Annotated in this window: 13 protein-coding genes; 8 read left to right on the forward strand and 5 right to left on the reverse strand. The window is 54.5% G+C overall.

Features of this window, described 5'->3' with window-relative positions; all coding sequences use genetic code 11:
- Window positions 1-74: 74 nt before the first annotated feature.
- The 3 genes from NT073_RS23150 to NT073_RS23160 all read right to left on the reverse strand — a co-directional run bounded on the left by NT073_RS23150 (window position 75) and on the right by NT073_RS23160 (window position 6,828).
- A complete protein-coding gene (locus NT073_RS23150; RefSeq protein WP_297378307.1) occupies window positions 75-2,354 on the reverse strand; it encodes a GH92 family glycosyl hydrolase in 2,280 nt (759 codons plus the stop codon).
- Between the two features lie 101 nt (window positions 2,355-2,455).
- Window positions 2,456-4,738, reverse strand: coding sequence for a family 20 glycosylhydrolase (locus tag NT073_RS23155; RefSeq protein ID WP_297378310.1), 2,283 nt, complete (start codon window positions 4,736-4,738; stop codon window positions 2,456-2,458).
- A 23-nt stretch (window positions 4,739-4,761) separates the two neighbouring features.
- Window positions 4,762-6,828 carry an alpha-L-fucosidase gene (locus tag NT073_RS23160; RefSeq protein WP_297378313.1) on the reverse strand — a complete coding sequence of 689 codons (2,067 nt, stop codon included), beginning with the start codon at window positions 6,826-6,828 and terminating at the stop codon, window positions 4,762-4,764.
- 274 nt (window positions 6,829-7,102) lie between these two features.
- On the opposite strand from NT073_RS23160, the gene NT073_RS23165 reads away from it, so the two are divergent.
- A complete protein-coding gene (locus tag NT073_RS23165; RefSeq protein ID WP_297378316.1) occupies window positions 7,103-8,215 on the forward strand; it encodes a mannonate dehydratase in 1,113 nt (370 codons plus the stop codon).
- Window positions 8,216-8,613: 398 nt separating this feature from the next.
- On the opposite strand, the gene NT073_RS23170 is transcribed toward NT073_RS23165, so the two are convergent.
- Entirely contained in the window at window positions 8,614-9,408 is a 795-nt protein-coding gene (locus NT073_RS23170; RefSeq protein WP_297378319.1) for an SDR family oxidoreductase, read from the reverse strand.
- A gap of 226 nt (window positions 9,409-9,634) precedes the next feature.
- Window positions 9,635-9,949: a hypothetical protein gene (locus NT073_RS23175; RefSeq protein ID WP_297378322.1), complete on the reverse strand. Its 315-nt coding sequence runs from the start codon at window positions 9,947-9,949 to the stop codon at window positions 9,635-9,637.
- Window positions 9,950-11,199: 1,250 nt separating this feature from the next.
- On the opposite strand from NT073_RS23175, the gene NT073_RS23180 reads away from it, so the two are divergent.
- From NT073_RS23180 to NT073_RS23210, 7 genes are all read left to right on the forward strand, one after another.
- Window positions 11,200-12,360, forward strand: a complete 1,161-nt coding sequence (locus tag NT073_RS23180) for a zinc-dependent alcohol dehydrogenase (RefSeq protein ID WP_297378325.1) — start codon at window positions 11,200-11,202, stop codon at window positions 12,358-12,360.
- Between the two features lie 11 nt (window positions 12,361-12,371).
- On the forward strand, window positions 12,372-12,917 hold the full coding sequence (locus NT073_RS23185) for a hypothetical protein (RefSeq protein ID WP_297378328.1): 546 nt from the start codon (window positions 12,372-12,374) through the stop codon (window positions 12,915-12,917).
- Between the two features lie 138 nt (window positions 12,918-13,055).
- Entirely contained in the window at window positions 13,056-14,087 is a 1,032-nt protein-coding gene (locus tag NT073_RS23190; protein WP_297378331.1) for an L-dopachrome tautomerase-related protein, read from the forward strand.
- A gap of 93 nt (window positions 14,088-14,180) precedes the next feature.
- Window positions 14,181-15,035, forward strand: a complete 855-nt coding sequence (locus tag NT073_RS23195; protein ID WP_297378334.1) for an SRPBCC family protein — start codon at window positions 14,181-14,183, stop codon at window positions 15,033-15,035.
- The gene (locus NT073_RS23200; RefSeq protein ID WP_297378336.1) at window positions 15,016-16,182 is read left to right on the forward strand and encodes a zinc-dependent alcohol dehydrogenase; all 1,167 of its coding nucleotides are present in this window, start codon (window positions 15,016-15,018) and stop codon (window positions 16,180-16,182) included. Before NT073_RS23195 ends, NT073_RS23200 begins: the two co-directional genes overlap by 20 nt.
- A gap of 298 nt (window positions 16,183-16,480) precedes the next feature.
- Window positions 16,481-19,138 (forward strand): excinuclease ABC subunit UvrA, encoded by a 2,658-nt coding sequence (locus NT073_RS23205; protein WP_297378340.1) that lies wholly within the window; start codon window positions 16,481-16,483, stop codon window positions 19,136-19,138.
- A 569-nt stretch (window positions 19,139-19,707) separates the two neighbouring features.
- The gene (locus tag NT073_RS23210) at window positions 19,708-20,997 is read left to right on the forward strand and encodes a HAMP domain-containing sensor histidine kinase (RefSeq protein WP_297378343.1); all 1,290 of its coding nucleotides are present in this window, start codon (window positions 19,708-19,710) and stop codon (window positions 20,995-20,997) included.
- Window positions 20,998-21,707 lie beyond the last annotated feature (710 nt).

Genomic DNA, 21,707 nt, shown 5'->3' on the forward strand with positions numbered 1-21,707 from the left:
AAGCAAAGACCCGCTAATTGATTTAATACCTGTTTATCGGCTTCGTTCTATGGCGTGTCTTTTTTAAACTAACTTCAGTAAATTGATCGGGCACGGTCTTCGGGTCGGATGCCCCAGTTAGCGCTCGGTTTATTGCTCATCTCGATAGTCAGCGTTCCGCCGTTCAGGATGGTCTGGTGGAGTAAATAAGCTTTAGTATACGGCTTCCCGTTGAGCAGGATGCGATTTATGTACCGGTTCGTGACGCTGTTGTTGACCGTTTTGATCTGAAACGACTTCCCATTTTCCAGATTGAGCGTTACCTCGTCAAAAACCGGGCTGCCAAATACGTAGGCCCCATTGGCCGGGTTGACCGGGTAAAAACCCATAGCCGACAGCACATACCAGGCCGACATTTGCCCCACATCTTCATTTCCAATCAGCCCGTCGGGCCGGGTCGTATACAGGCTATCAAGGATGTAGCGCACCTTATCCGCCGTTTTCCAGGGCTGGCCTACGTACCCATACAGGTAGGTAATGTGGTGGCTTGGCTCGTTGCCGTGCGCGTATTGCCCGATCAACCCCGTTATGTCGTTGGAGGCTTCGCTGCCCATATCGCCGTGAACCACGAACAGGGAATCCAACTTCCGGATAAACGCTTTCTCGCCCGAGAACAATGAAATCAACCCTTCCACATCGTGGGGCACCAGCCAGGTGTATTGCCAGCTGTTACCTTCAGCAAAATCATCTTTCATGTGCCGCGATACCAGCGGGCTAAAGGGCGTCCGGCGTTCATTATCCGACACCCGGCCGCGCATGAATTTGATCTGCGGGTCGAAGTATTGCTTGTAGGCCTTGGCCCGCTTGCTGAAATAGGTATAGTCGGCGTCTTTCCCAAGCTTTTTGGCTACCTGAGCAATTGCCCAGTCGTCGATGGCATATTCGAGTCCGCGGGCTACACTTTCCACCAGCGTATCGGCAGGTATATAGCCTTTCGATTTTACGAATTTCAGACCCCGCTCGTCCAGCATGGCACTTGCCTTCATGGCGTCGAAGGCATGGTTGACGTTGATACCGGCAATACCTTTCAGACAGGCATCGGCAATGACGGGCATAGCGCTGTTGCCAGGCATGGTATTCGTTTCGTTCCCCACCAGATGCCAGACGGGCAGCTTTCCCTGCTGATCGAAGATGGCGAGCATGGAGTTGATCATGTCGGCCACGCGCCGGGGTTGCGTCAGGGTGAACAGCGGGTGCGCACTCCGGTAGGTATCCCAAAGCGAAAACGTTGTCATGTTGTTGAACGCAGCCTTTGGGTAGACCTGCTTATCCGTTCCCCGATAATCGCTGTTGTGGTCGTTGAACAGCGACGGGGCTACCTGCGTATGAAACAGGGCGGTGTAAAAGATTTTCAGCCGATTTTGATCCTTCGTTTTCACCGAAATTTTGCTCAGTTCTCTGTTCCAGGCAGCGTCGGCATCCAGGGCCACGCGGGCAAAATCCCAGTGCGGCAGCTCAGCCCGAATGTTGTCCAGCGCATTCGTCGAGCTAACTGGCGAGATGCCGACTTTTATCAGCACTTTTTCGTTAGCCTGCGTAGCAAAACTCAGCACGCCTTTTACCCGGCGGCTTTTTACCGATGAGCCCGCTGCCGGTGTCTGGTCGGTGTACAGTGCCAGTTGCTGAATGGGTTTGGCAAAGACAATCGCGAAATAGAGCCGCTGGTCGGGCGCCCAACCTTTCGAAAAACGATAGCCCACAAGGGTTGAATCGTTGAGTTTTTCAAGATAGGTTTCTGTCGGTCTATCGCCCACGCCTTCTCCCAGATCAACTACGATGTGCGCGTCGCTGGTTTTGGGAAAGGTGTACTGATGCAGCCCCACCCGCTCGGTAGCGGTCAACGCCACATTGATGTTGTACCGCTCTAACTTCACCGCATAGTAGCCTGGTCTGACGGTTTCCTGCGTATGCGAAAAACGGGACGCGTAGCCGCTCCGGCTGTCTTTACTGGTGCCCCGGCTGAGTTTCACCGGACCGGTTGTGGGCATGATCTGAACATCGCCCAGATCACCGATTCCCGTTCCGTTGAGGTGCGTATGCGCAAACCCGACAATCAACGAATCGGAATAATGGTAGCCTGAACACCAGTCCCATCCCTGCGACATCTGGGTAGGCCCAAGCTGAACGGCCCCGAACGGCACATTGGCCCCCATGAACACGTGTCCGTGAAAACCCGTCCCAATAAACGGGTCGACGTAACGGGTAAGGCCCGTGGGCGCTTTGGAAACGGCGGTCGACTGACTTTTACCGGATAACGGCAGTAACAAGCCTGCGACAATACTGAGCACAGAGATGTAGTTGAAGGATAAACGCATAAAGTAGCAAAAATTGGTATTGTCGCCGGTCAATATTGTCACGTTCCGGTGGTGTCGGGTTCTCAAACCTGACACCACGATAAGGGTATCATCGTACCCGGTCAATGCCCGAGCCAGTCGGCCGGTACGGGTTGGAGATCACCACCGTCGCGACTGTAGAGTAGTTTCAGCGTGTAGCCTCCGCCCGCTTCGATAAAGTCGAGGGCGAAAGGATGCGTACCCTGCATTAGGGCCACCTGCCCGCTTTTTTCGATAGGGCCGTGATTACCGTCGTTGTCAATGACCGTCCGGTTGGCAATACGCAGCACACCGCCATCATCGGCAACCAGGAAGAAGCTGTAAATACCCGTGGCGGGAACGGTAATGTAGCCCCGAAACCGAACGCCAAAACTACCCGCAGTTGTCATTTCCGGTACTTTTACTTGGTTCACTACAACCGAATCGGATGCCGCTGCTTTTAGCATGGCGGCTACGTTTTTATACTGCCCCTTTACATAGCTACTCATCAATCCGGCCCTGACGGACGATACTGGCCGGGGTTCAGCAAGCGATTGCTGTTGATACCTAAGCGTATACACATCCCCCTGCAAGCCGCTATTTGTAAAAGCCGCCAGCTTCACCGTCGTTGGCTGGCTGATCGGTAACGACTCGGGGAGTATCGCCGAAGTCGCCTTCGGCAAGCTCCCATCGGTGGTGTAGCGAACAACCAGGTTATCCGTCGGTTTGTGGATGCGCAGGGCCGTTTGATCCGTAAAGACATTCTCTTCGGCAAAGCCGCTTAAGTCGGGCACGCGGTAGTGAACGCCCAGCGCATCCAGCCGCGGGTAATGCCGGGTCAGTCGTTGCTGATAGGTCTCATACTGATTCTGGTTGGTCCAGAGCCGTTCGGCCAGCGCCGTCATGCGAGGCATGACCATGTAATCGACCCGATTTTCGGACGGGATATACTCCGTCCAGGTGTTGGCCTGCGCCCCTAAAATAGACGTCGCTTCGGCGGGGGTCAACCCGGCCGGAACGGGGTTGAACCGGTAAACATTAGCGAGCGAATTTTTATCGGGCAACACGTCAAAATAGAGCGTATTCACGGGCGTCATCACCACCGGATTACCGTTCCGAACCGCTTTCACGGGGGCATCGGTTACCCAACTTCGCCAGTACATGACCGTTGCCGAGGGTGCCAGTCCGCCCTCCAGCGCATCGTCCCAGACCATGAGTTTTTTCCCTTTCGACAGCAGAAATTTCTCAGTCCGATGGACGAAATAGCTTTGCAGTTCCTCCACGCTTTTGATTCCCTCCCGCTTCATCAACGCCTGACAGGCCGTCGACTGCGCCCAGGTCGATTTTTCTACTTCGTCGGCTCCGATGTGGATGTACTGACTCGGAAACAGCGCGGCTACTTCGCTCAGTACCGCTTCGGTGAACGTGTAGGTAGGTTCGTTGCAGGGGCAGATGGGCACCGAAAACGTTTTGCCCCAGCCTTCCTGCCCCGTACAGCTCAGAAACGGATATGCCTTAATGGCCGCTGTCAGGTGACCGGGCATGTCGATTTCCGGAATGATCTCGATATGGCGGGCGGCTGCGTATGCGATGAGTTCGCGCATCTGGTTCTGGGTGTAAGACCCGCCGTACTGCGTTTTCCCGTCTTTCTGCCGCAGGTATTGCTTCGGCAGGTCGAAGTCGGGATTGGTAGCGGCCCGTTTCAGCACGACAGAATCCTGGTTGTTAAACGTCCGCCAGGCTCCTTCGCTGGTCAGTTTGGGGTACGCCTTTATCTCCAGCCGCCAGCCCTGGTCGTCGGTCAGGTGCAGGTGAAATTTATTGAATTTGTAGAGGGCCAGCAGGTCGACGAATGTATGCAGGTAATCCATCGAGAAAAAGTGCCGCGATACGTCGAGGTGCATGCCCCGCCAGGCATAGGCGGGCTGGTCGCGGATTTGCACCGCCGGGAGGGTTAGTGAGCCGGCTGCTTTTTTCTGTTCAAGGCTCACGGGCAGCAGTTGCCGGATGGTCTGAATGGCCCGAAACATACCCACCGGCTCTCTGGCCGCCAGGGTTATGCGCTGGGGGGTGATGGTGAGCTGGTAGCCCTCCGATGCCGTGATGGATGGGTCATAGTTAAGCACGATCTGCGCGTTGCCTCCACGGGCAGGCAATGGCTTACCCAAAACCGGTTTCAGCAATTGCTGTAACTGACCAGCCTCGTTTTGGAAGCGGCTATCCTGGACAACCAGCGCAGTGTTTTGGGTGATAATAAACTGCCCACGACCCGGCACCAGCGAAGTCGGGTACGGGATAATGGGGTATGGATCGGGCGTTTGCGATTGACCTATCCCGGCAATCAGCAGACTGAGCCCGACGATGAAAATGATTGGTTTGATTTGCATTTGTCGCTACTTAACTCAAAAAATCAGCGGGTCAGTACACCCAGTTCAGCAATGGATACAGTAGCATCGCTGGCCTCGGTTGTTTCGAGGGCGTCGAACTTCAGGAACCGGGCCGTTTGGGGCTTGTCGAAGCGAATCACCTGCTCAACGGGGTTGTTGTTAATGTTGTTGAACGCCCCCTGACTTACCGGTGCCGACCATGTTTTCCCGTCCTGGCTGACCGAAACGGCATATCGGTACACAATGCCCGTCTTTTTCCCATCCTGACGGGGCACGTATGTAAAACCTTTCAGCGGCAGTTGCTCGCCCAAATCCAGCACCACCGATGTTGGGTTTTCGGGTTGCTTGCGTTGCTGCCAGAAAGTGTCCGCGTTGCCGTCGATTAATCGGACAACTTCTTTTTTCGGTGCTGTCTCACCGGCTGATACGACGGTCCATTTTGCCGGACTAATGTCGAACTCAGCCGTTACGGGGCTGCTCGCCTTTTTCATGTTATCAACGAAGGCACGAGCTTTCACTACGCCACCCTGCGGTAAGGCAACGGCCTGCGTAAAGCGCTGACTCCGGGCGGTAGGTTCCGAACCATCTGTGGTATAGGTAATGACCGGGTCGGTCGTTTTGGGACAGGCAATCGTAACCATACCCTCTTTATTGCGGCTGATAACGGGCGTCACGATCAACTCGGGTGCGTTATACATTTCAATGTGCCGAATCAGCGGACTGGCTTTCGACTCGTCGATGCTCACCCGAATTTTGCTGGTCGTAACGGTCGGAAATCGCAGAATACGCCGGTTGCCGATGGTCGTTCCGCTGGCAATGGTCTGATAGCCGTCTTTCTGCCAGGCTGCTACCGAGAATTTTTTCACCCGCTGGCCCAGCGCAATGTACTCTTCAATCAGCAGCCGGTTGAGGGTTGTAGGCTTACCCAGGTCAATCTCCAGTGTCGCTTGCTTGGCGCCTTCGGCAGCGGCCCAGTACGTATCCCGGCTGGCATCGAGCACATTACCGGCGGCAAAGGTCGAAGCCTTGCTGAACACGCTATTGCTGGTTATTTTCTTCCCACCGGCCAGGTTATGCGTGGCCTTGTCGGTATAGGCTTTCAGCGCCATCAGCTGTTTTACGTCGTTTTCATGCACCAGCCCCCGCCGATCGACGGGCAGGTTCAGGAGCCAGTTGCCGTTTCGGCCTATGGAGCTGTAATAAATATCGACCAGGTGTTCCAGCGACTTCACTTTGGTATCTTCACTGGCGTGGTAATACCAGCCCGGCCGGATGGAGCAGTTTACTTCCGTAGGTACCCAATGCGTACCGTCTTCGTGACCCAGCGTCAGCTCCCAATAGTTTGGGTAAGCAGGGTAAACTTTATCGCGGTTGAGTGTGCTCCAGTTGGTTTCGCCCGCATACCCATCTTCGTTGCCCACCCATCGGATATCGGGACCGGCATCGCTGAAGATAACGGCGTTGGGCTGGTATTTACGGACGGTTTCTATGAATCCTGGCCAGTCGTAGACCTGTTTCTTGCCGTTCGGTCCTTCGCCATTTGCCCCGTCGAACCAGACCTCAAACACATCGCCGTACTGGGTTAGCACTTCCTGAAGGGTTTTCTTGAACACCTCGTTGTATTCCGGCGTCCCGTAGGCCGGGTGGTTGCGGTCCCAGGGCGACAGGTACACACCGAACTTCAGTCCGTATTCCTTACAAGCCTCCGATAAATCCTTCAGTACATCGCCCTTTCCGTTTCGCCATTTGCTGTTTTTGACCGAGTGCTCGGCGTATTTCGACGGCCACAGGCAGAAGCCGTCATGGTGTTTGGCCGTAATGACGATCCCTTCCATACCCGCTTCTTTCGCCACCTTGGCCCACTGCCGGCAATCGAGCTGCGTTGGATTGAACTGATCGGGCGTTTCGGTGCCGTGCCCCCACTCTTCATTAGTGAAGGTGTTCATATTGAAATGGACAAAGGCATAGTACTTAAGCTTATGCCAGGCAAGCTGGCGGGCCGATGGAACGGCACCGTACGGGGCTGGAGTCTGAGCTACCGATAAAAGAGAAAAACTGACAAAAGCGGCAAGAAGTGTGAGTCGACGCATAGATTGAGAACTGGAAGCTGGGGCTACTACTGCCTGTACTCGAAAAACAGACAATTTTGAATACATTAATTTATATTATTGCTAGAGTAGATGGGATTTCAGCGGCTTACCGCAAAAATACCCCGTTTCCTGATAGTATTTCGCAAGGAATCTTTTTTGACTGGCCGTCGGCATAAGTAAGCCCTTGCCAATATCCGGCTTTACAGCTAGGCGCCATCACAGCAGCGTAGCGGCCAAACCGGATTGACCCATTCAGAAGACCCTCTAAGAAATCGTGAAAAACTCGCGTCGTCATTTCCTGAAAAACAGTGCTTCCGCAGCCGCCCTATCGCTGGCGGGCCCGCACGCCGGTGCACTCAGCCAACCGACTTCCTCTCCCCTCGCCTACGTCAAGGACGGCGGTATGCAGCTTTGTCTGGCTCACTTTTATGGCATGGATAAACGGCGCATCGAACTGTCGAAGCAACTTCAGGTGCTGAACGCGGTAGGGGGTATTAACGCCCGGCCGCTGGGCATTACCGACGCTCAGCCGTGGGAGTACAAAGCCATCATGGCGGTTAAAGAGGCCTGGGCCAAAGAGGGACTGACGTTTAAGGTCGTTGAAGGACCACCCGCCCTCTATGAAAAAACCAAGCTGGGGCTACCCGGTCGGGATGAAGAGATCGACAACTTCATTCTGTTTATCCGAAACCTGGCCAAAGCGGGCATCGACACCATCTGCTACAACTGGATGCCCGTTATCAGTTGGGCGCGTACCAGTCTGGACCTACCCAGCCGGGGCGGGGCTCTGGTGAGTGCATTTGATATTGATAACATAAAAGACAATAGCCTAACGACCTTCGGCACCTTTACCAAGGAAGTCATGTGGAAAAACCTGGAATACTTCCTGAAAGCCGTAGTGCCGGAAGCCGAAAAGAAAGGCATCAAACTAGCCCTCCACCCCGACGACCCGCCGGTGGATGCCATCCGGGGAATTCCACGTATTATGATCTCAGCCGATGCTTTCAAGCGAATGATCGAACTGGTACCCAGCCCCAGCAATGGCATTACGCTCTGTCAGGGTACGTTTGCGACCATGGGCGAAGATATCCCATCGGTCATTAACTACTTTGGCAAACGCGGCAAAATCCATTTCGTGCATTTCCGTGATGTGCGGGGTAGCCGCAATCACTTTGAGGAAACCTTCCACGACGACGGCAAAACCAATATGTACGAAGCCATGAAAACCTACTACGACATTGGTTTCCGGGGGCCTATGCGCCCCGACCACGTACCGACCATGGCTGGCGACAGCAACGAACACCCTGGCTACAGCAACATAGGTGTGCTCTTTGCTATTGGGTACATGCGCGGCTTACTAGAAGCCATTGCCAGACAGCACCGGTAGCAAGCCCTTCGTTTGCCTGACTAAGACATTACTGCTGGTCGGGCAAATGAGCGTTTTCGTGAACGAAAGCGTTAAAACTATAAATTGTATTAATTCGAGAAATAGCCAATAATTTGTTTTCCAGACTTGAAGAATTAAAAATGGTACATTTAGAATAAAACTCTTGGTGGTCAGTAAATCTTAAGGTTGCGTCAATCAACGTATTAGGAATAGCAACCGGTGCATATAGTTTAGCGCCGGTTGCCTGGCTACCTTTACAGGCTACTACTAACGTAGACAGAATTTCTTTGTCTACTAAAACGTAGAAACTTCACCTTTCCCTGAACCCAGCGCCAGGTTTGTTTACCGTCATATCTAGTCAGAGATAGCCTGTCTACGCTTCGATGAATGGGACTCGATTAGACAATGGTCTTGGTAACACCCCCATCTACCCGGACGGCCGCTCCGTTGGTGGCAGAGGCTAGGGAACTTGACAGATAAGCCACCAGATTGGCTATTTCCTGGGTTGTGGCAAACCGTTTGATAATGGAGGTCGGGCGGGCCTGTTTGAAGAAGTCCTTTTCCATTTCCTCGACCGACACCTGACGGCTGGCGGCCATACTGCCGATAAAGTCACCAACCCCTTCGGATAAGGTCGGGCCAGGCAGCACCGTATTGACGGTCACGTCGGTGCCGGTGGTCAGTTCGGCTAACCCGCGCGAGATGGCCAGCTGAGCCGTCTTCGTCGTGCCGTAGTGAATCATCTCCGTCGGGATTTGCAGCGCCGATTCACTGGAGACAAAAATGATTCGCCCCCATCCGTTGGCCAACATGTTGGGGAAATAATGGCGGGAGAGCCGAACTCCACTCATCACATTGACCTCAAAAAACCTGAACCAGTCTTCATCAGATATCTGCGTAAATTCCCTAGGCTCAAATATGCCCACGTTATTGATCAGTATGTCCACCTGAGGTAGTTGGGCTAACAAGGCGTTTATTTCCTCGACCTGACTGAAGTCAGCGGCAATGCCTTGAAACCGGGTACCGGGCAATTCAGCCATCAGTTGATGGACCAGGGCATCGACTCGGCCCTGATTTCGGCCATTGAGTATGACTTCGACCCCTTCCTGAGCCAATGTTTTAGCAATCGCCAACCCAATGCCCGCCGTTGATCCGGTTACCAAAGCGGTTTTTCCGCGTAGCTGCAAATCCATTTTATTCGTGTTTAAGCTTTGATACTTTAGTCAAGTAGGCCTGGTGCCCACTGGTCAGAATTGGTACACTATGCACAATGCCATTGGCTCAACCCACACGGCTACCCGTTCTATCACAGGAGTATAGGTGGCCATCAGATTAAGGTGGTACTCTATTGCCAGACCGTCACCAGCCGCCTACCGGTTTCTGGTGACGGTCGAGCTACGGATGTGATTAGCCGAAAAGCTATAGGGTGATTCCCTGCGTAAAGAACAACAGGACGTTGTCATGGCTGTAGTTTTGGTGCACGGGCTTGTTGGCATCCGCGTCGCCAGCCACAAAATTGTAGGTGCCTGGATAGTTGCCATCCTGGGAATCCTCTACGCTTCCGGCCAACGTGTTGCCAGCCATCAGGCCATAACCAACCAGGCTAAATGTAAAGGCATTCGTCGTCTCATCAATGACCGTCACCTCCGAGACTAAATACCCCCCTTCTTCCGTTTCCATCAGGGGTTGCTGGGATGCCAATTGGGCTTGTAGATACTCGTAGGGCGTTTGCATGTTGTTTTTTCTATAACAACCCAGGCGACACGCTCACTGTTTATAGACTTTGTATTGCCCCCTTATTCAGGCCAAAAGACGATTGGTTTTTGGTGAGTAACGTTTTAAAATAAGCCGGGTTGTTCGGGCAACAGCAGTAGGCGTTTGTGACGACGAAAACCACCTGTGAAGGGCGAGGAATAGCGTGCCGGGGTTGGGCTGTCGAGTATAGTGCACCAATTGAATATTACGATCAAACTGACCACCGCCCGGGCTACCCCGCCGATTCCGTCAACTCCAGAGCAGTCGATTCCGCCAGTAATGGGCCAAGTACATCTGTCTAATTTTAAGTATGTACAACTTCCTGGACTGGCTGTATGTAGGCGAACACTGAATGAAACATCCTGATTAACCAGACTCTGAATTTATCCGTGAGCAGACGAGCAAATTGTCCGGTTTGGTTAAGCTGAAGCCTATAAAGGCCTTCAATTGGCGTGGCTATATCAGCACTGGAGAAAGCTGATTCGCCAGGCCGCATGGCTGGCCGCCTATCGCCTGATCTAGACAAATGCCTTACGATAAGAAAGCCGCTTTTTCTAAACAATTGGCTTACACCGATGGGGGCCTCTGGTCAACCCTCCTGAAATGTCCACGGATAAGACGGGCGTACAGGGGCAGGGCCTTTTTTTTTAGATGCGCCCGTATCCTCACTTTTTTAGTTCAGTTTCAACTTTCTCATTAAACAAAAGTAGTACCCAGACAAGTCGGCGACTTGATAGAAGTGGGTAGATCTCACGCGAATCAAATGGTTAACAGGAGTCGCCATAAACGTCCAGACGATGCTGATAGCGGCCGCTATCAGAGCCATGATGCGCAGTCGACCGAAACCCACTCGTCGGCTGCGGGGCCACCAAGCGAATGAGCTTGTTTTACGAGACAGGAAGTACCTGTGAATCAGGTACACGATGGGCAGTAATTTCTTGATCAGCAGGGAGATCGAATACGAATCGTGTTGAGGGGCTGGCCCCAGACGCCATCACGCTCTACTGATGACCCAATCGCTTCAGGAGTGAGGGTGCTTGTAGTAGAAACCCATTCCGTTGATTTTGCTCCTCTTTGACCGACCTCTCCGGTAGGTAGCCAGCAGGGAATGGCGGCTGATAGACCTGTTGAAGCGCTGGCGATAGCGCTAAAGGTAACTTCCTCCATGTAGCCTGATAGCTTATTGTGCTCAAGTAAACCAGCTTAATCACATGTAACGACAGGTAGCTATGTTAGCAATGAATTTTCGCGGTCCCCGTCAAATCAGGCTAGACCGGAACAAGCCCGAGCCGGAAATCAAGCATCCCTATGATGCTATTGTCCGGGTCACCCGATCCCTAATTTGCGGCTCCGACCTCCACCTCTATCACGGTCGGGTGCCCGATACCCGGGTGGGCATGACCTTTGGCCATGAGTTTACCGGCGTAGTCGAAGCGGTAGGCTCGGGCGTGCAAAAGCTGAAAGTAGGCGACCATGTGCTGGTGCCGTTTAACGTAGCCTGTGGCACCTGCCCGCACTGTAAGCAGGAACTCTACGGCAACTGCAATGAGTCCAATCCGGAAGCCACCGCTGTTGGCGGCTTTTTTGGCTATGCCCACACCGGCGGGGGCTATGATGGCGGACAGGCCGAATACGTTCGGGTACCCTACGCCGATGTGAGCCCCACCAAAATCCCCGAAGGAATGGACCTGGAAAACGCCGTTCTGCTGACCGACGTGGTGCCCACGGGCTATCAGGCGGCCGAGCAGGGCGGCATCCAAAAAGGCGATACCGTGGTGGTGTTTGGCGCTGGCCCGGTCGGTCTGATGGCGGCCCGTTTTGCCTGGTTTTTCGGGGCTACCCGGGTCATTGTGATTGACCATGTCGATTACCGCCTGGAGTTTGCCCGCAAGTTTGCCTTTGCTGAGGCTTACAACTTCCGGGAGATGAAAGACCCGGTGGTGTTCTTAAAAAAAGCCACCGATTACTTTGGCGCCGACGTCTGTATTGATGCGGTAGGCTGCGATGGCACCGGCAATGCTTTGCAATCCATCACCGGTAAAGGACTACTCCTGCAAGCCGGTGATGCCACGGCCCTGCACTGGGCGATTAACTCGGTAAAAAAAGGGGGCATTGTTTCCATCATCGGCGTATACGGTCCTCCCTGGAACCTGGCACCCATTGGCAGTCTGATGAACAAAGGGATTACCGTGCGGGCCAATCAGGCCTCGGTGAAACGGCTGCTGCCCAAGCTGATTGATCACATCATGAGCGGCCGAATCAATCCCAAGGAAATCATTACCCACCGGCTACCGCTGGAAGAAGTGCCGGATGCGTACCGCATGTTTTCCAGTAAGCTGGACCACATCGTCAAACCCTTGTTAATTCCGCCACGTGCCCATGCGGCTTAAACACTAAACGTATGCAAACCGTACTAGAAGATAGAATAGGTGAATTTCAGGACCGCAAGATTGCGAATCGAAACCAGAGAAACCGTACCAAAGACATACCTGGCTGGGGCATGGATGCCGATCCGGAAAATGATCCCACCTACCCCATGAAGCATTGGAACGGGGCGGACCACGAGCGGCTCAGTTATGAAAAAGCACCCCAGCAGCCCCTCGACATCGAGGTCCTGCATTCGGTGGAGCGGCCGGGCATTACTCGTGTCTTTGGCACATCGTCACCGCCTTCGGGCCTCAGTGGGGCTGTCCGTCGCTATGCTTATCAGTTTAGTGAAGCGACCGCTACGCACTGGATGACGCTGATCTTGGCCGACCGGATCAACGCCATTGAGGGAAAGCTGAGTGACTTAACCCACGGCATTCTTCCCAACCCCTGGATCGAAAGGGGCTGGCGAGCGGAATGGAAGTATAACCGCCCTGCTTTTATCCAAAAGACGGCGACTACGGCCTTGCTAATCACGGCTGGTTTCATGCTACTAAACCGGAAAAACAAGCGTACGTAGGGTTTAGTAAGCGGACATGATTATTGGTATCAACCCAGAAGAGGCCACCAGCTGAAAACTTTTGGGTTGATCCGTTTTGTCCCCGCTAGTTACCAAGTACCTGTTTACGGGTGCCCTATCATTTAAACCGACCCAATTATGCCTACGAGCAGTCATCAATTAGAAGAAGTGTTTTCCGACGATACCTACCAGTTAACCGGTGTGGCGATCGCGAAAGACGGTCGTTTGTTTAGCTGTTATCCGTTATGGCCCGGCCCACACCAGTACAGTGTGGTCGAAATTTTACCCGATAACGGGGTGAAACCTTATCCGGACGAACGGTGGAACAGTTGGCAGGAAGGGGATAATGGAAAGGATAAATGGGTTTGTGTGCAGGCCGTCTATGTTGACGCCGAGAACAACCTGTGGGTGGTGGACCCGGCCTGCCCGAACATGGAACAGGTTTATGACGCTAGTTTCAAACTGGTGAAGTTCAATCTGGCTACCGACAGCATCGAAGAAGTCTACCGGTTTGAGGGCGTCCTGAGCCACAAAAGTTATATCAACGATGTGCGGGTCGATACCCAAAGAAAGGTAGCGTATTTAACCAACTCCAATGAAGGAGGAATTGTGGTCATTAATCTGGAAACGGGAACCATCCGGGAGGTATTGCGCCATCATCCTTCGGTGAAACACGACCCTTCTTTTACCCTGATCGTGGACGGGAAGGAATTCAAAAAGCAAGGGCAGCCGGTACACCTCCAATCGGATGGCATTGCCTTAACACCGGATGGCGAATGGCTGTATTATAAACCGCTCACTGACAATAAACTCTACTGCATTCGCACGGAATTTTTGCGAAACGAAGCCTTGCCGGAAGCTCAACGGGAGGCTGCGGTGGAAGATTTGGGACGGTTTGCAGTGACGGACGGGATGATAGTTGACAAAAACGGCAACCTGTTCCTGGGCGATTACCAGCACTATAAACTGGTACGACTAACGGCTGCCCATAAGCTGGAAGATGTCGTATCCGATGAAAGGCTGATCTGGCCCGATAGTTATTCCATTTCGACGGATGATTATCTATACATCAGTTGCTCCCAGATCAACAAGCAACCCGATTACAATGAAGGCGAAAACAAACGAACCACACCATATGCCATTTACCGGCTGAAATTGCCTGATGCCTAACTGATGTCTTCTGCCCAACCCTTGAATTGTATGGGGCTAAAGAGCAGACTAGGCGGTTAAGCGAGTAAACAAACCTTATATCTTTCAGAAACTATGGCAAACAAAAAGCAGCCCGTGTCGCGTGTACTGGGCATGGAACCCATTGAACCGGACGTCAGCGGGTCCAGTCGAATCAATGTGGGCACTACCGAGCGAATCGGGTCGGTAGCTGGTGGAGCGCTGCTGGCCACCTATGGCCTGCGACAGGGTTCTTTTGGCGGACTCTTACTGGCTTCGCTGGGCGGATTTATGGTCTACCGGGGAGCGTCGGGCTATTGCCCCATGAACCAGGCGCTGGGGCGAAATACGGCCGAGCCAACGACCCCAAATCAGGTAGTGGATTCGATTGAAATTACTAAAAGCCTGACCATCAATAAGCCGCGTGAGGCCGTATATGCCTACTGGCGGCAATTGGAGAACCTACCCCGGTTTATGTTTCACTTGAGCGAGGTTCGACAATTCGACAACAACCGGTCGCACTGGGTAGCGAAACTATCGGATGGGCTCCTCGCTAAGACGCTGGGAACAGTGGAGTGGGATGCTGAAATTCAGGAAGAAGTAGAAAACGAGCGATTAGTCTGGAAATCAGTTGCCGATGCCCGGATTGACAACGCAGGTGAAGTCCGGTTTGTCGATGCACCCAATGGCCAGGGTACGGAAGTTCACGCCGTTATTGCCTATCGTCCGCCGGCCGGGCAATTGGGCGGTGCGATCCTGAAGCTGTTCAACCCGGCTTTTGAGGAAATGATCAAGCAGGACCTGCGCCGGTTCAAGCAATTGCTGGAAACCGGCGAAATCACGACCATCGAAGGGCAGCCGTCCGGTCGGAAAAGTGAGCAACAATCCGGTAAGAAACCCTCATCTAATTACGCGGAAGCGGACAAAAAACATGAAAGCGCTATGTTATAACGGGGTGGGCGACCTGCGTACGGAGCGGGTTCCCGACCCGACCATTCTCAACCCCAAAGACGCGATTCTGCGGGTTATTCTCTCCTCGGTTTGTGGCTCCGACCTGCACCTGCTCAACGGCTACGTACCAACCATGCGGGAAGGCGACATCATTGGCCATGAGTTTATGGGCGAAGTGATCGAAACCGGCTCCGAGGTGAAGAAGATCAAGAAAGGTGACCGGGTGGTGGTGTGTTCGATTCTGGGTTGTGGCGAGTGCCAATATTGCCAGGATACCCAGTGGTCGCTCTGCGACAACTCCAATCCCCACGCCTGGATACCGGAAAAAGCATACGGAGATTCGCCGGCCGGCATTTTCGGGTACTCGCACGCCTTTGGCGGCTATGCCGGCTCCCATGCCGATTACATTCGCGTACCCTATGCCGACCGGGGCTGCTTTGTCATTCCCGACGGGTTACCTGACGAAGCGGCCGTGTTTGCCTCGGACGCAATGCCAACGGGATTCATGGCCGCGGATCTGGCCGACATCCAGCCGGGCAACGTGGTAGCGATCTGGGGATGCGGAGGAGTAGGGCAAATGGCCATTCAAAGTGCTTTTCTGCTGGGCGCGTCCCGCGTGATTGCCATCGACCGGGAAGCCGACCGGCTGCGAATGGCCAAAGACATCAGTGGCGCGGAGGTGCTTGATTTCTCGAAAGTTGATGTTCAGGAAGCGTTACGGGAGATGACCGGCGGACGTGGCCCCGACCGCTGCATCGACTGCGTGGGTATGGAAGCGGTCAGCGAAGGGCTGGATTATTACTACGACAAAACCAAGCAGTTTGTCCGGCTGGAATCCGATCGGCCGATTGTGCTGCGGGAAGCTATTATGGCTTGTCGGAAAGGCGGCACGGTTTCGATTATTGGGGTGTATGGCGGCTTAGTCGACAGCATCCCGATGGGGGCGGCTATGAACAAAGCCCTGACGTTCCGAATGGGCCAGCAACACGGGCAGCGCTACATTCCCCGCTTGCTGGAGCATCTGCAAAAAGGAGAGCTTAATTCACGGTTTATGCTCACCCACAAAATGTCGCTCGATGAGGGCATGAAAGGCTACGATCTGTTCAATAAAAAAGAAACGATGCGGGTTGTTTTTGCGCCACAATAAGGGATTAGACGGCTGGTCAGGCGGGAGGAAGCCCGCGATGGTGCGGCAAGATGGCGAGTTTCTATCCGCCTGACCAGCCGTCGCATCTAAACACATGAAGCTGTTTACCGTTTTTAGTAAGACGAAGGAATGTCCATGAATTTGTCAGTTAAATGGTCCTCTTTTCATCTTGTGTAAGCGAGTTTGTTAACGTTGTGTTCAGCACACATTCCTAACGTCAATTGAAAACAAACTGGGGTCCGTTAGGCCTTTTTAAGGCAGTCTGCCAAAAAAAACCAATCACATTCGGTATCCCTTTATGGCTCGACGAACAAACGCCAACGACCAGGACGACAAAGCAGCATCCGGATTTGTCCGCGTGCGGGGCGCTCGTGAGCACAACCTCAAAAATATCGACGTCTTAATACCACGCAATCAGCTGGTGGTTTTCAGCGGTGTCTCCGGCTCGGGTAAGTCGTCCCTGGCCTTCGGCACCCTCTATGCCGAAGCACAGCGACGGTATCTGGAATCGGTTTCCCCTTATGCCAGACGGCTCATCGATCAGGTCGGCGTGCCGGATGTCGATGCCATTGACGGCCTGCCGCCCGCCGTCGCCCTCCAGCAGCAACGCGGCACGCCCAATGCCCGCTCAACGGTAGGTAGTCTGACGACCCTTTCGAGCCTGGTGCGTATGCTCTACTCACGCGTGGGTACTTACCCCGCCCGACAGACGATGCTCTATGCCGAAGATTTTTCGTTCAATACCCCTCAGGGGGCTTGTCCCCGCTGCCAGGGCATGGGCCGCGTGCATACCATGACCGAGCAGTCGATGGTTCCCGATCCGTCACTGACCATCCGCCAGCGGGCCATTGCCGCCTGGCCCACGGCCTGGGGCGGTCAGAACCTGCGCGACATTTTAGTCTCTCTGGGCTATGACATTGACATCCCCTGGAAAGACCTGCCCAAAACCGATCGACAGTGGATTCTCTTTACGGATGAGCAGCCGACGGTTCCCGTCTATGCGGGCCTCACCCCAACCGAAACGCGTCAGGCGCAGCGACTAAAGATGGAACCGAGCTATCAGGGAACCTTCAGCAGCGCCAAACGAAACCTGGAACACACGCTGGCCCATACGGACAGTGCAGCCATGCGCAAACGCGTGTTGCAGTTTATGATCAGTAGTCCTTGCCCCGTATGCCAGGGCAAGCGCTTAAAGCCCGAGGCACTTTCGGTAACCTTCGCCGACTACGATATCGCCGATCTCTCGCATCTCTCCCTGACGCAACTGGTAGAAGTCATCAAGCCGGCCGCGAATGGCGAGTTTGCCACCGAGATGAATCCGTCAACGTCGCTTGTGAGTCGCCAGGCGGCAAAAGCTGCGCTGGATCGGCGCGTGCAGGCAGGTGGCTCGGCGCACAAGGGCGCCCCGGATGTGCGCCGTACGGATGATCTCTCGCCTGAAAAGCGCATCGCTGCCGAGCGTTTGTGCGGTGATCTGCTGGATCGCCTGACAACGCTCATCGAGCTGGGCCTGGGTTACCTGTCGCTTGACCGCAGCACGCCCACCTGCTCATCCGGTGAGTTGCAGCGGCTGCGGCTGGCCACTCAGCTCTCCTCCCAGCTCTTTGGGGTCATCTATGTGCTGGACGAGCCGACGGCCGGGCTGCACCCGGCCGATGGCCACGCGCTCTTCGACGCACTGGACAGGCTCAAAGCGTCGGGCAACTCGCTCTTCGTGGTCGAACACGACGTTGAGCTGATGCGCCGTGCCGATTGGCTGGTTGACGTTGGCCCTGAGGCAGGCAGCGCGGGCGGACGCATACTCTACAGTGGAGAACCACAAGGCCTTAGGCAGGTTAGCGAGTCCCGCACCCGGCCCTACCTGTTTGAGGAAACAGCCCGGCTCTCATCCCCCAACCGTTCCCCTACAGGCTGGCTACGTCTGGAAGGAGTCCGACGAAATAATCTCCAGGGGGTGACTGTTTCGTTTCCGCTGGGTTGCTTTACCGCCGTGACCGGTGTCTCGGGGTCTGGCAAATCCAGCCTGGTGAGCCAGTCTCTGCTGGATCTGGTAGCAGCGCACCTGGGCATGAGACGGGAAGAGGTCGATGAAGATGCGCTGGAGCAGGCCCCCGCCGAAAGAACCATCGGTCGATTGGGGGGCGATGTCGAGGCCATCCAGCGCCTGATTGAGGTGGATCAAAAACCAATCGGACGAACCCCACGCTCCAACCTGGCCACCTATACCGGGCTTTTTGATCAGGTCCGAAAACTCTTTGCCGCCACGCCGGAGGCCCGTAGCAGACACTTCGATGCCGGCCGTTTTTCCTTCAACGTCGCCAAAGGGCGGTGCCCAACCTGTGAGGGAGAAGGCCAGGTCAGCATCGAGCTGCTGTTCATGCCGAGCGTGTATGCCCCCTGTCCGACCTGTCATGGCACACGCTATAACGAAAAGACGCTGGAGATTAACTGGAACGGCAAATCCATTGCGGATGTGCTGGGCATGACGGTTGACGAAGCCTGCCTGTTTTTTGCCCAGGAAGCGTTGGTGTTACGGTCCCTGGACACGCTGAGGGATATTGGCCTGGGTTATCTCAAACTTGGGCAAAGCGCGACCGAGCTTTCCGGCGGGGAGGCCCAGCGCATCAAGCTCTCCACCGAACTGCAACGCACGCAACGGGGCACCACCCTCTACGTGTTGGACGAGCCGACTACCGGGCTGCATCCGCGAGATGTTGACCGTCTTCTGGTTCAGCTGAACCGTCTGGTTGATGCGGGCAATACCGTTATTGTCGTTGAGCATGATATGCGTACGGTCGCCCAGTGTGATTGGGTTATCGACGTGGGACCCGGAGCGGGGAATCACGGCGGTACGATCGTCGCGGCAGGCACTCCCGCCCAAATTGCCGCGTGTGAGGCAAGCCGCACGGCTCCTTTTCTTTCGAACATCCTGAAGCCCGAGCTAAGTCCCGCCTAATCAACGTCATTACAAGTCAATGCGCTACCAAGTTAGTTTCATCTTGGTCCGGCTACTTCGCGATCCGGCTGGATAGCCTGCGCCGCAACGGCGGCCCGGCGCAACGGCTGACCATGGGTGGCCCCGCCGTTGTGCCGGTAAGACCCATGACCGTCGGCAAATCGGACTCTATTAATTAAGCTTCAAGAACGGTAGAGAAATTAGGAAGTTAAAGCTTCTCGCAACCATCGAATCCTCACGTCAATCGGACCCTGAATGTACCGTGAGCGGAGATGTAAATCATTTGGTTTAGTCCAGCTAAAGCCGATAAAGGGCTCTTTAGGAACGAGGCCATGCCGAATGTGGGGAAAGGGGATTCGTCGGGAGGCCTGGCAGATTGTTTATTGCCTGATACAACAGGGACCGTACGAAAATAAAATGTATTTTTTTTGAACAACTAGTTTAAACAAGTGTTACGTCGAACGAATAACGGCTTTACGTATGCGTTCCTTCCGCCTGGTTGCCCAGTTGGGATCACATCCTCCGGACGAACCGCTCCTGCCGGTTGTAGATATCTTTCCTGCTCAACCATGATAGCCCCTACCCATTCAGAATCGGCTCCGCTAGGCCAACTCGCTTCCTTTCTGGCCGCCCGACGCGAGGCCCTGCTGGCCAACTGGCGAACCGCTTGTGAGACCGATCCGGGCCTGAGAAGCGTCAACCGCTTAAGCTCTGACGAGTTTGCTAACAAAGTTCCCTTCATGCTCAATGTGCTCCAGCAGCAGTTGCAGCAGCAGCATGAAGAAGCCCAGGTAGACCGCTTAGCCGCTGACCATGGCCTGCTTCGCTGGCATAAGGGCTATGTCCTGTCCGAATTGTTGGCCGAGATGCACTACTTAGGCCAGAGCATACTGGCCGAACTGGAGGCCTTCTGGCAACTTTACCCCTCAACCGATTGCCCCATGATTACCCGGACCTATCAGCACTTCTTTGCGTTTGCCAATCAGATCAACACCGGCAGTGTAAGCCAGTTTACCGCCTTACAACGCACGGCGGCTGCCAGCCGGGTCAATGTACTGGAAAAAGCCCTGGCGGAACTCCAGGCGCTCAGCCAGCAACGCAGTGAGATCCTGCGCCATTCCTCCCATGACCTTAGAGGGAGTTTCGGGACCATTCAGGGAGCTGCTTCTCTACTGGAACTGGTGATCGACTCCCAACAGGAGCGTAAACAGATGCTGGACATGTTGCTGCGGAACCTGACTACTTGTCGCTCGCTAGTTACCCAGTTGATGGACTTGGCCCGCTTAGAGGCCGGCCAGGAAGCCCTGCGCATTCAGCCCCTGGATGCGGGTCAGTTGTTGACCAATCTAGTGGATAGCTACCAGCCCCTGGCCGCTGAGCGGGGGCTTTTACTCAAAGCGGACGGTCCGGCCAGCTTGCCGGTCGAGTGTGATCCGGTTCAGCTTCAGCGCATTATTCAGAACCTGGTGCTCAACGCACTTAAGCATACCCCTACGGGCTGGGTGTCGGTTAGCTGGAGTCGAGAGAACGACTGCTACTGGACTGTCAGCGTGCAAGACACGGGGCCGGGCTTGCCCACGGCAACTCGGGCGGGTTCACGCCCTCACCAGGAATTCCTCTCTACCGAAACTACCACGGCCGTTGATATCGCCGATGTTCAGCCAGGGGCTATCGCCCTTTCGTCCCGCTCCGGGTTTGCCCACCAGGGGGAAGGTGTCGGCTTATCGATCGTCAAGGGCTTGTGTGAACTATTACGGGCTAGTTTGGAGATCAACAGCAGGCCAGGCAAAGGCACCCTGTTTCGGATACGGCTGTCCATTCAGAGGCCGATGTCAGGGCCACCTCCGCCTTTCTGTTAAGGGCGGTTTAGTCCTTTGCTCCGCCATAGTGCACCCTCCCTGACGCAGGCTTTCAGGCCACCTTAACTAACGGGTAATGGTCTGGGGCTTACCGATGTCAAAAGGAGCTCCCGGCGGTTAAGCCTGATGTCCATGAGCCTCATCAAAGGTTGAGACCAAGCTGGGAATCGGCGGCTGATTGGTAATTTCGGCAGGGTTGATCAGCGACCCCGCTCCGGCGTACCTGCCGCAGCGGCTGATTTTGGATTCAGCTGACGGGTGATAACACCTTAAATTTGCTATGTTAAATGGCGGGTAATCTTGCTTTAAGCTGACCGCGCTGGTACAGGGTTGATGGCCACCGTGGCGCGGTCAGTTTGCTGCGAAATCAACTGGTCAATGGCCCTGAAATCGCCGGTTATACCTCTATTTTGCCTTGCCACGGGCCAGTGAGAAAAAGGCAAAACGTGAGTAAGAGAAAGCAGGGGTAGGCACACATTTAAACTTACCGATCAGGAGTACATGCAACCATCAACTGGTAGAAGTTGGGCAATGTGGCTAAGTATACCCAGGAAGGAGGGCCTATCCGGATCAGCCTAAATCCGTAAAACGACCAGGCATCTGAGAGCCTATCTGCCCTCAGGCCTGGGCAAACAGTAGCCGATCATCGCCCTGACAGGCTAGGGTCCAGAAGCAGACAAGCTGCGGAGCGGAGCAGCGGGTTTTGGGGC

It is taken from the genome of Spirosoma sp., assembly GCF_026391055.1.
Classification (GTDB): domain Bacteria; phylum Bacteroidota; class Bacteroidia; order Cytophagales; family Spirosomataceae; genus Spirosoma.

Coding starts and splice junctions, on each gene's coding strand:
- NT073_RS23150 (WP_297378307.1), bottom strand. CDS start 2,354: ATGCGTTTATCCTTCAACTACATCTCTGTGCTCAGTATTGTCGCAGGC.
- NT073_RS23155 (WP_297378310.1), bottom strand. CDS start 4,738: ATGCAAATCAAACCAATCATTTTCATCGTCGGGCTCAGTCTGCTGATT.
- NT073_RS23160 (WP_297378313.1), bottom strand. CDS start 6,828: ATGCGTCGACTCACACTTCTTGCCGCTTTTGTCAGTTTTTCTCTTTTA.
- NT073_RS23170 (WP_297378319.1), bottom strand. CDS start 9,408: ATGGATTTGCAGCTACGCGGAAAAACCGCTTTGGTAACCGGATCAACG.
- NT073_RS23175 (WP_297378322.1), bottom strand. CDS start 9,949: ATGCAAACGCCCTACGAGTATCTACAAGCCCAATTGGCATCCCAGCAA.
- NT073_RS23180 (WP_297378325.1), top strand. CDS start 11,200: ATGTTAGCAATGAATTTTCGCGGTCCCCGTCAAATCAGGCTAGACCGG.
- NT073_RS23185 (WP_297378328.1), top strand. CDS start 12,372: ATGCAAACCGTACTAGAAGATAGAATAGGTGAATTTCAGGACCGCAAG.
- NT073_RS23190 (WP_297378331.1), top strand. CDS start 13,056: ATGCCTACGAGCAGTCATCAATTAGAAGAAGTGTTTTCCGACGATACC.
- NT073_RS23195 (WP_297378334.1), top strand. CDS start 14,181: ATGGCAAACAAAAAGCAGCCCGTGTCGCGTGTACTGGGCATGGAACCC.
- NT073_RS23200 (WP_297378336.1), top strand. CDS start 15,016: ATGAAAGCGCTATGTTATAACGGGGTGGGCGACCTGCGTACGGAGCGG.
- NT073_RS23205 (WP_297378340.1), top strand. CDS start 16,481: ATGGCTCGACGAACAAACGCCAACGACCAGGACGACAAAGCAGCATCC.
- NT073_RS23210 (WP_297378343.1), top strand. CDS start 19,708: ATGATAGCCCCTACCCATTCAGAATCGGCTCCGCTAGGCCAACTCGCT.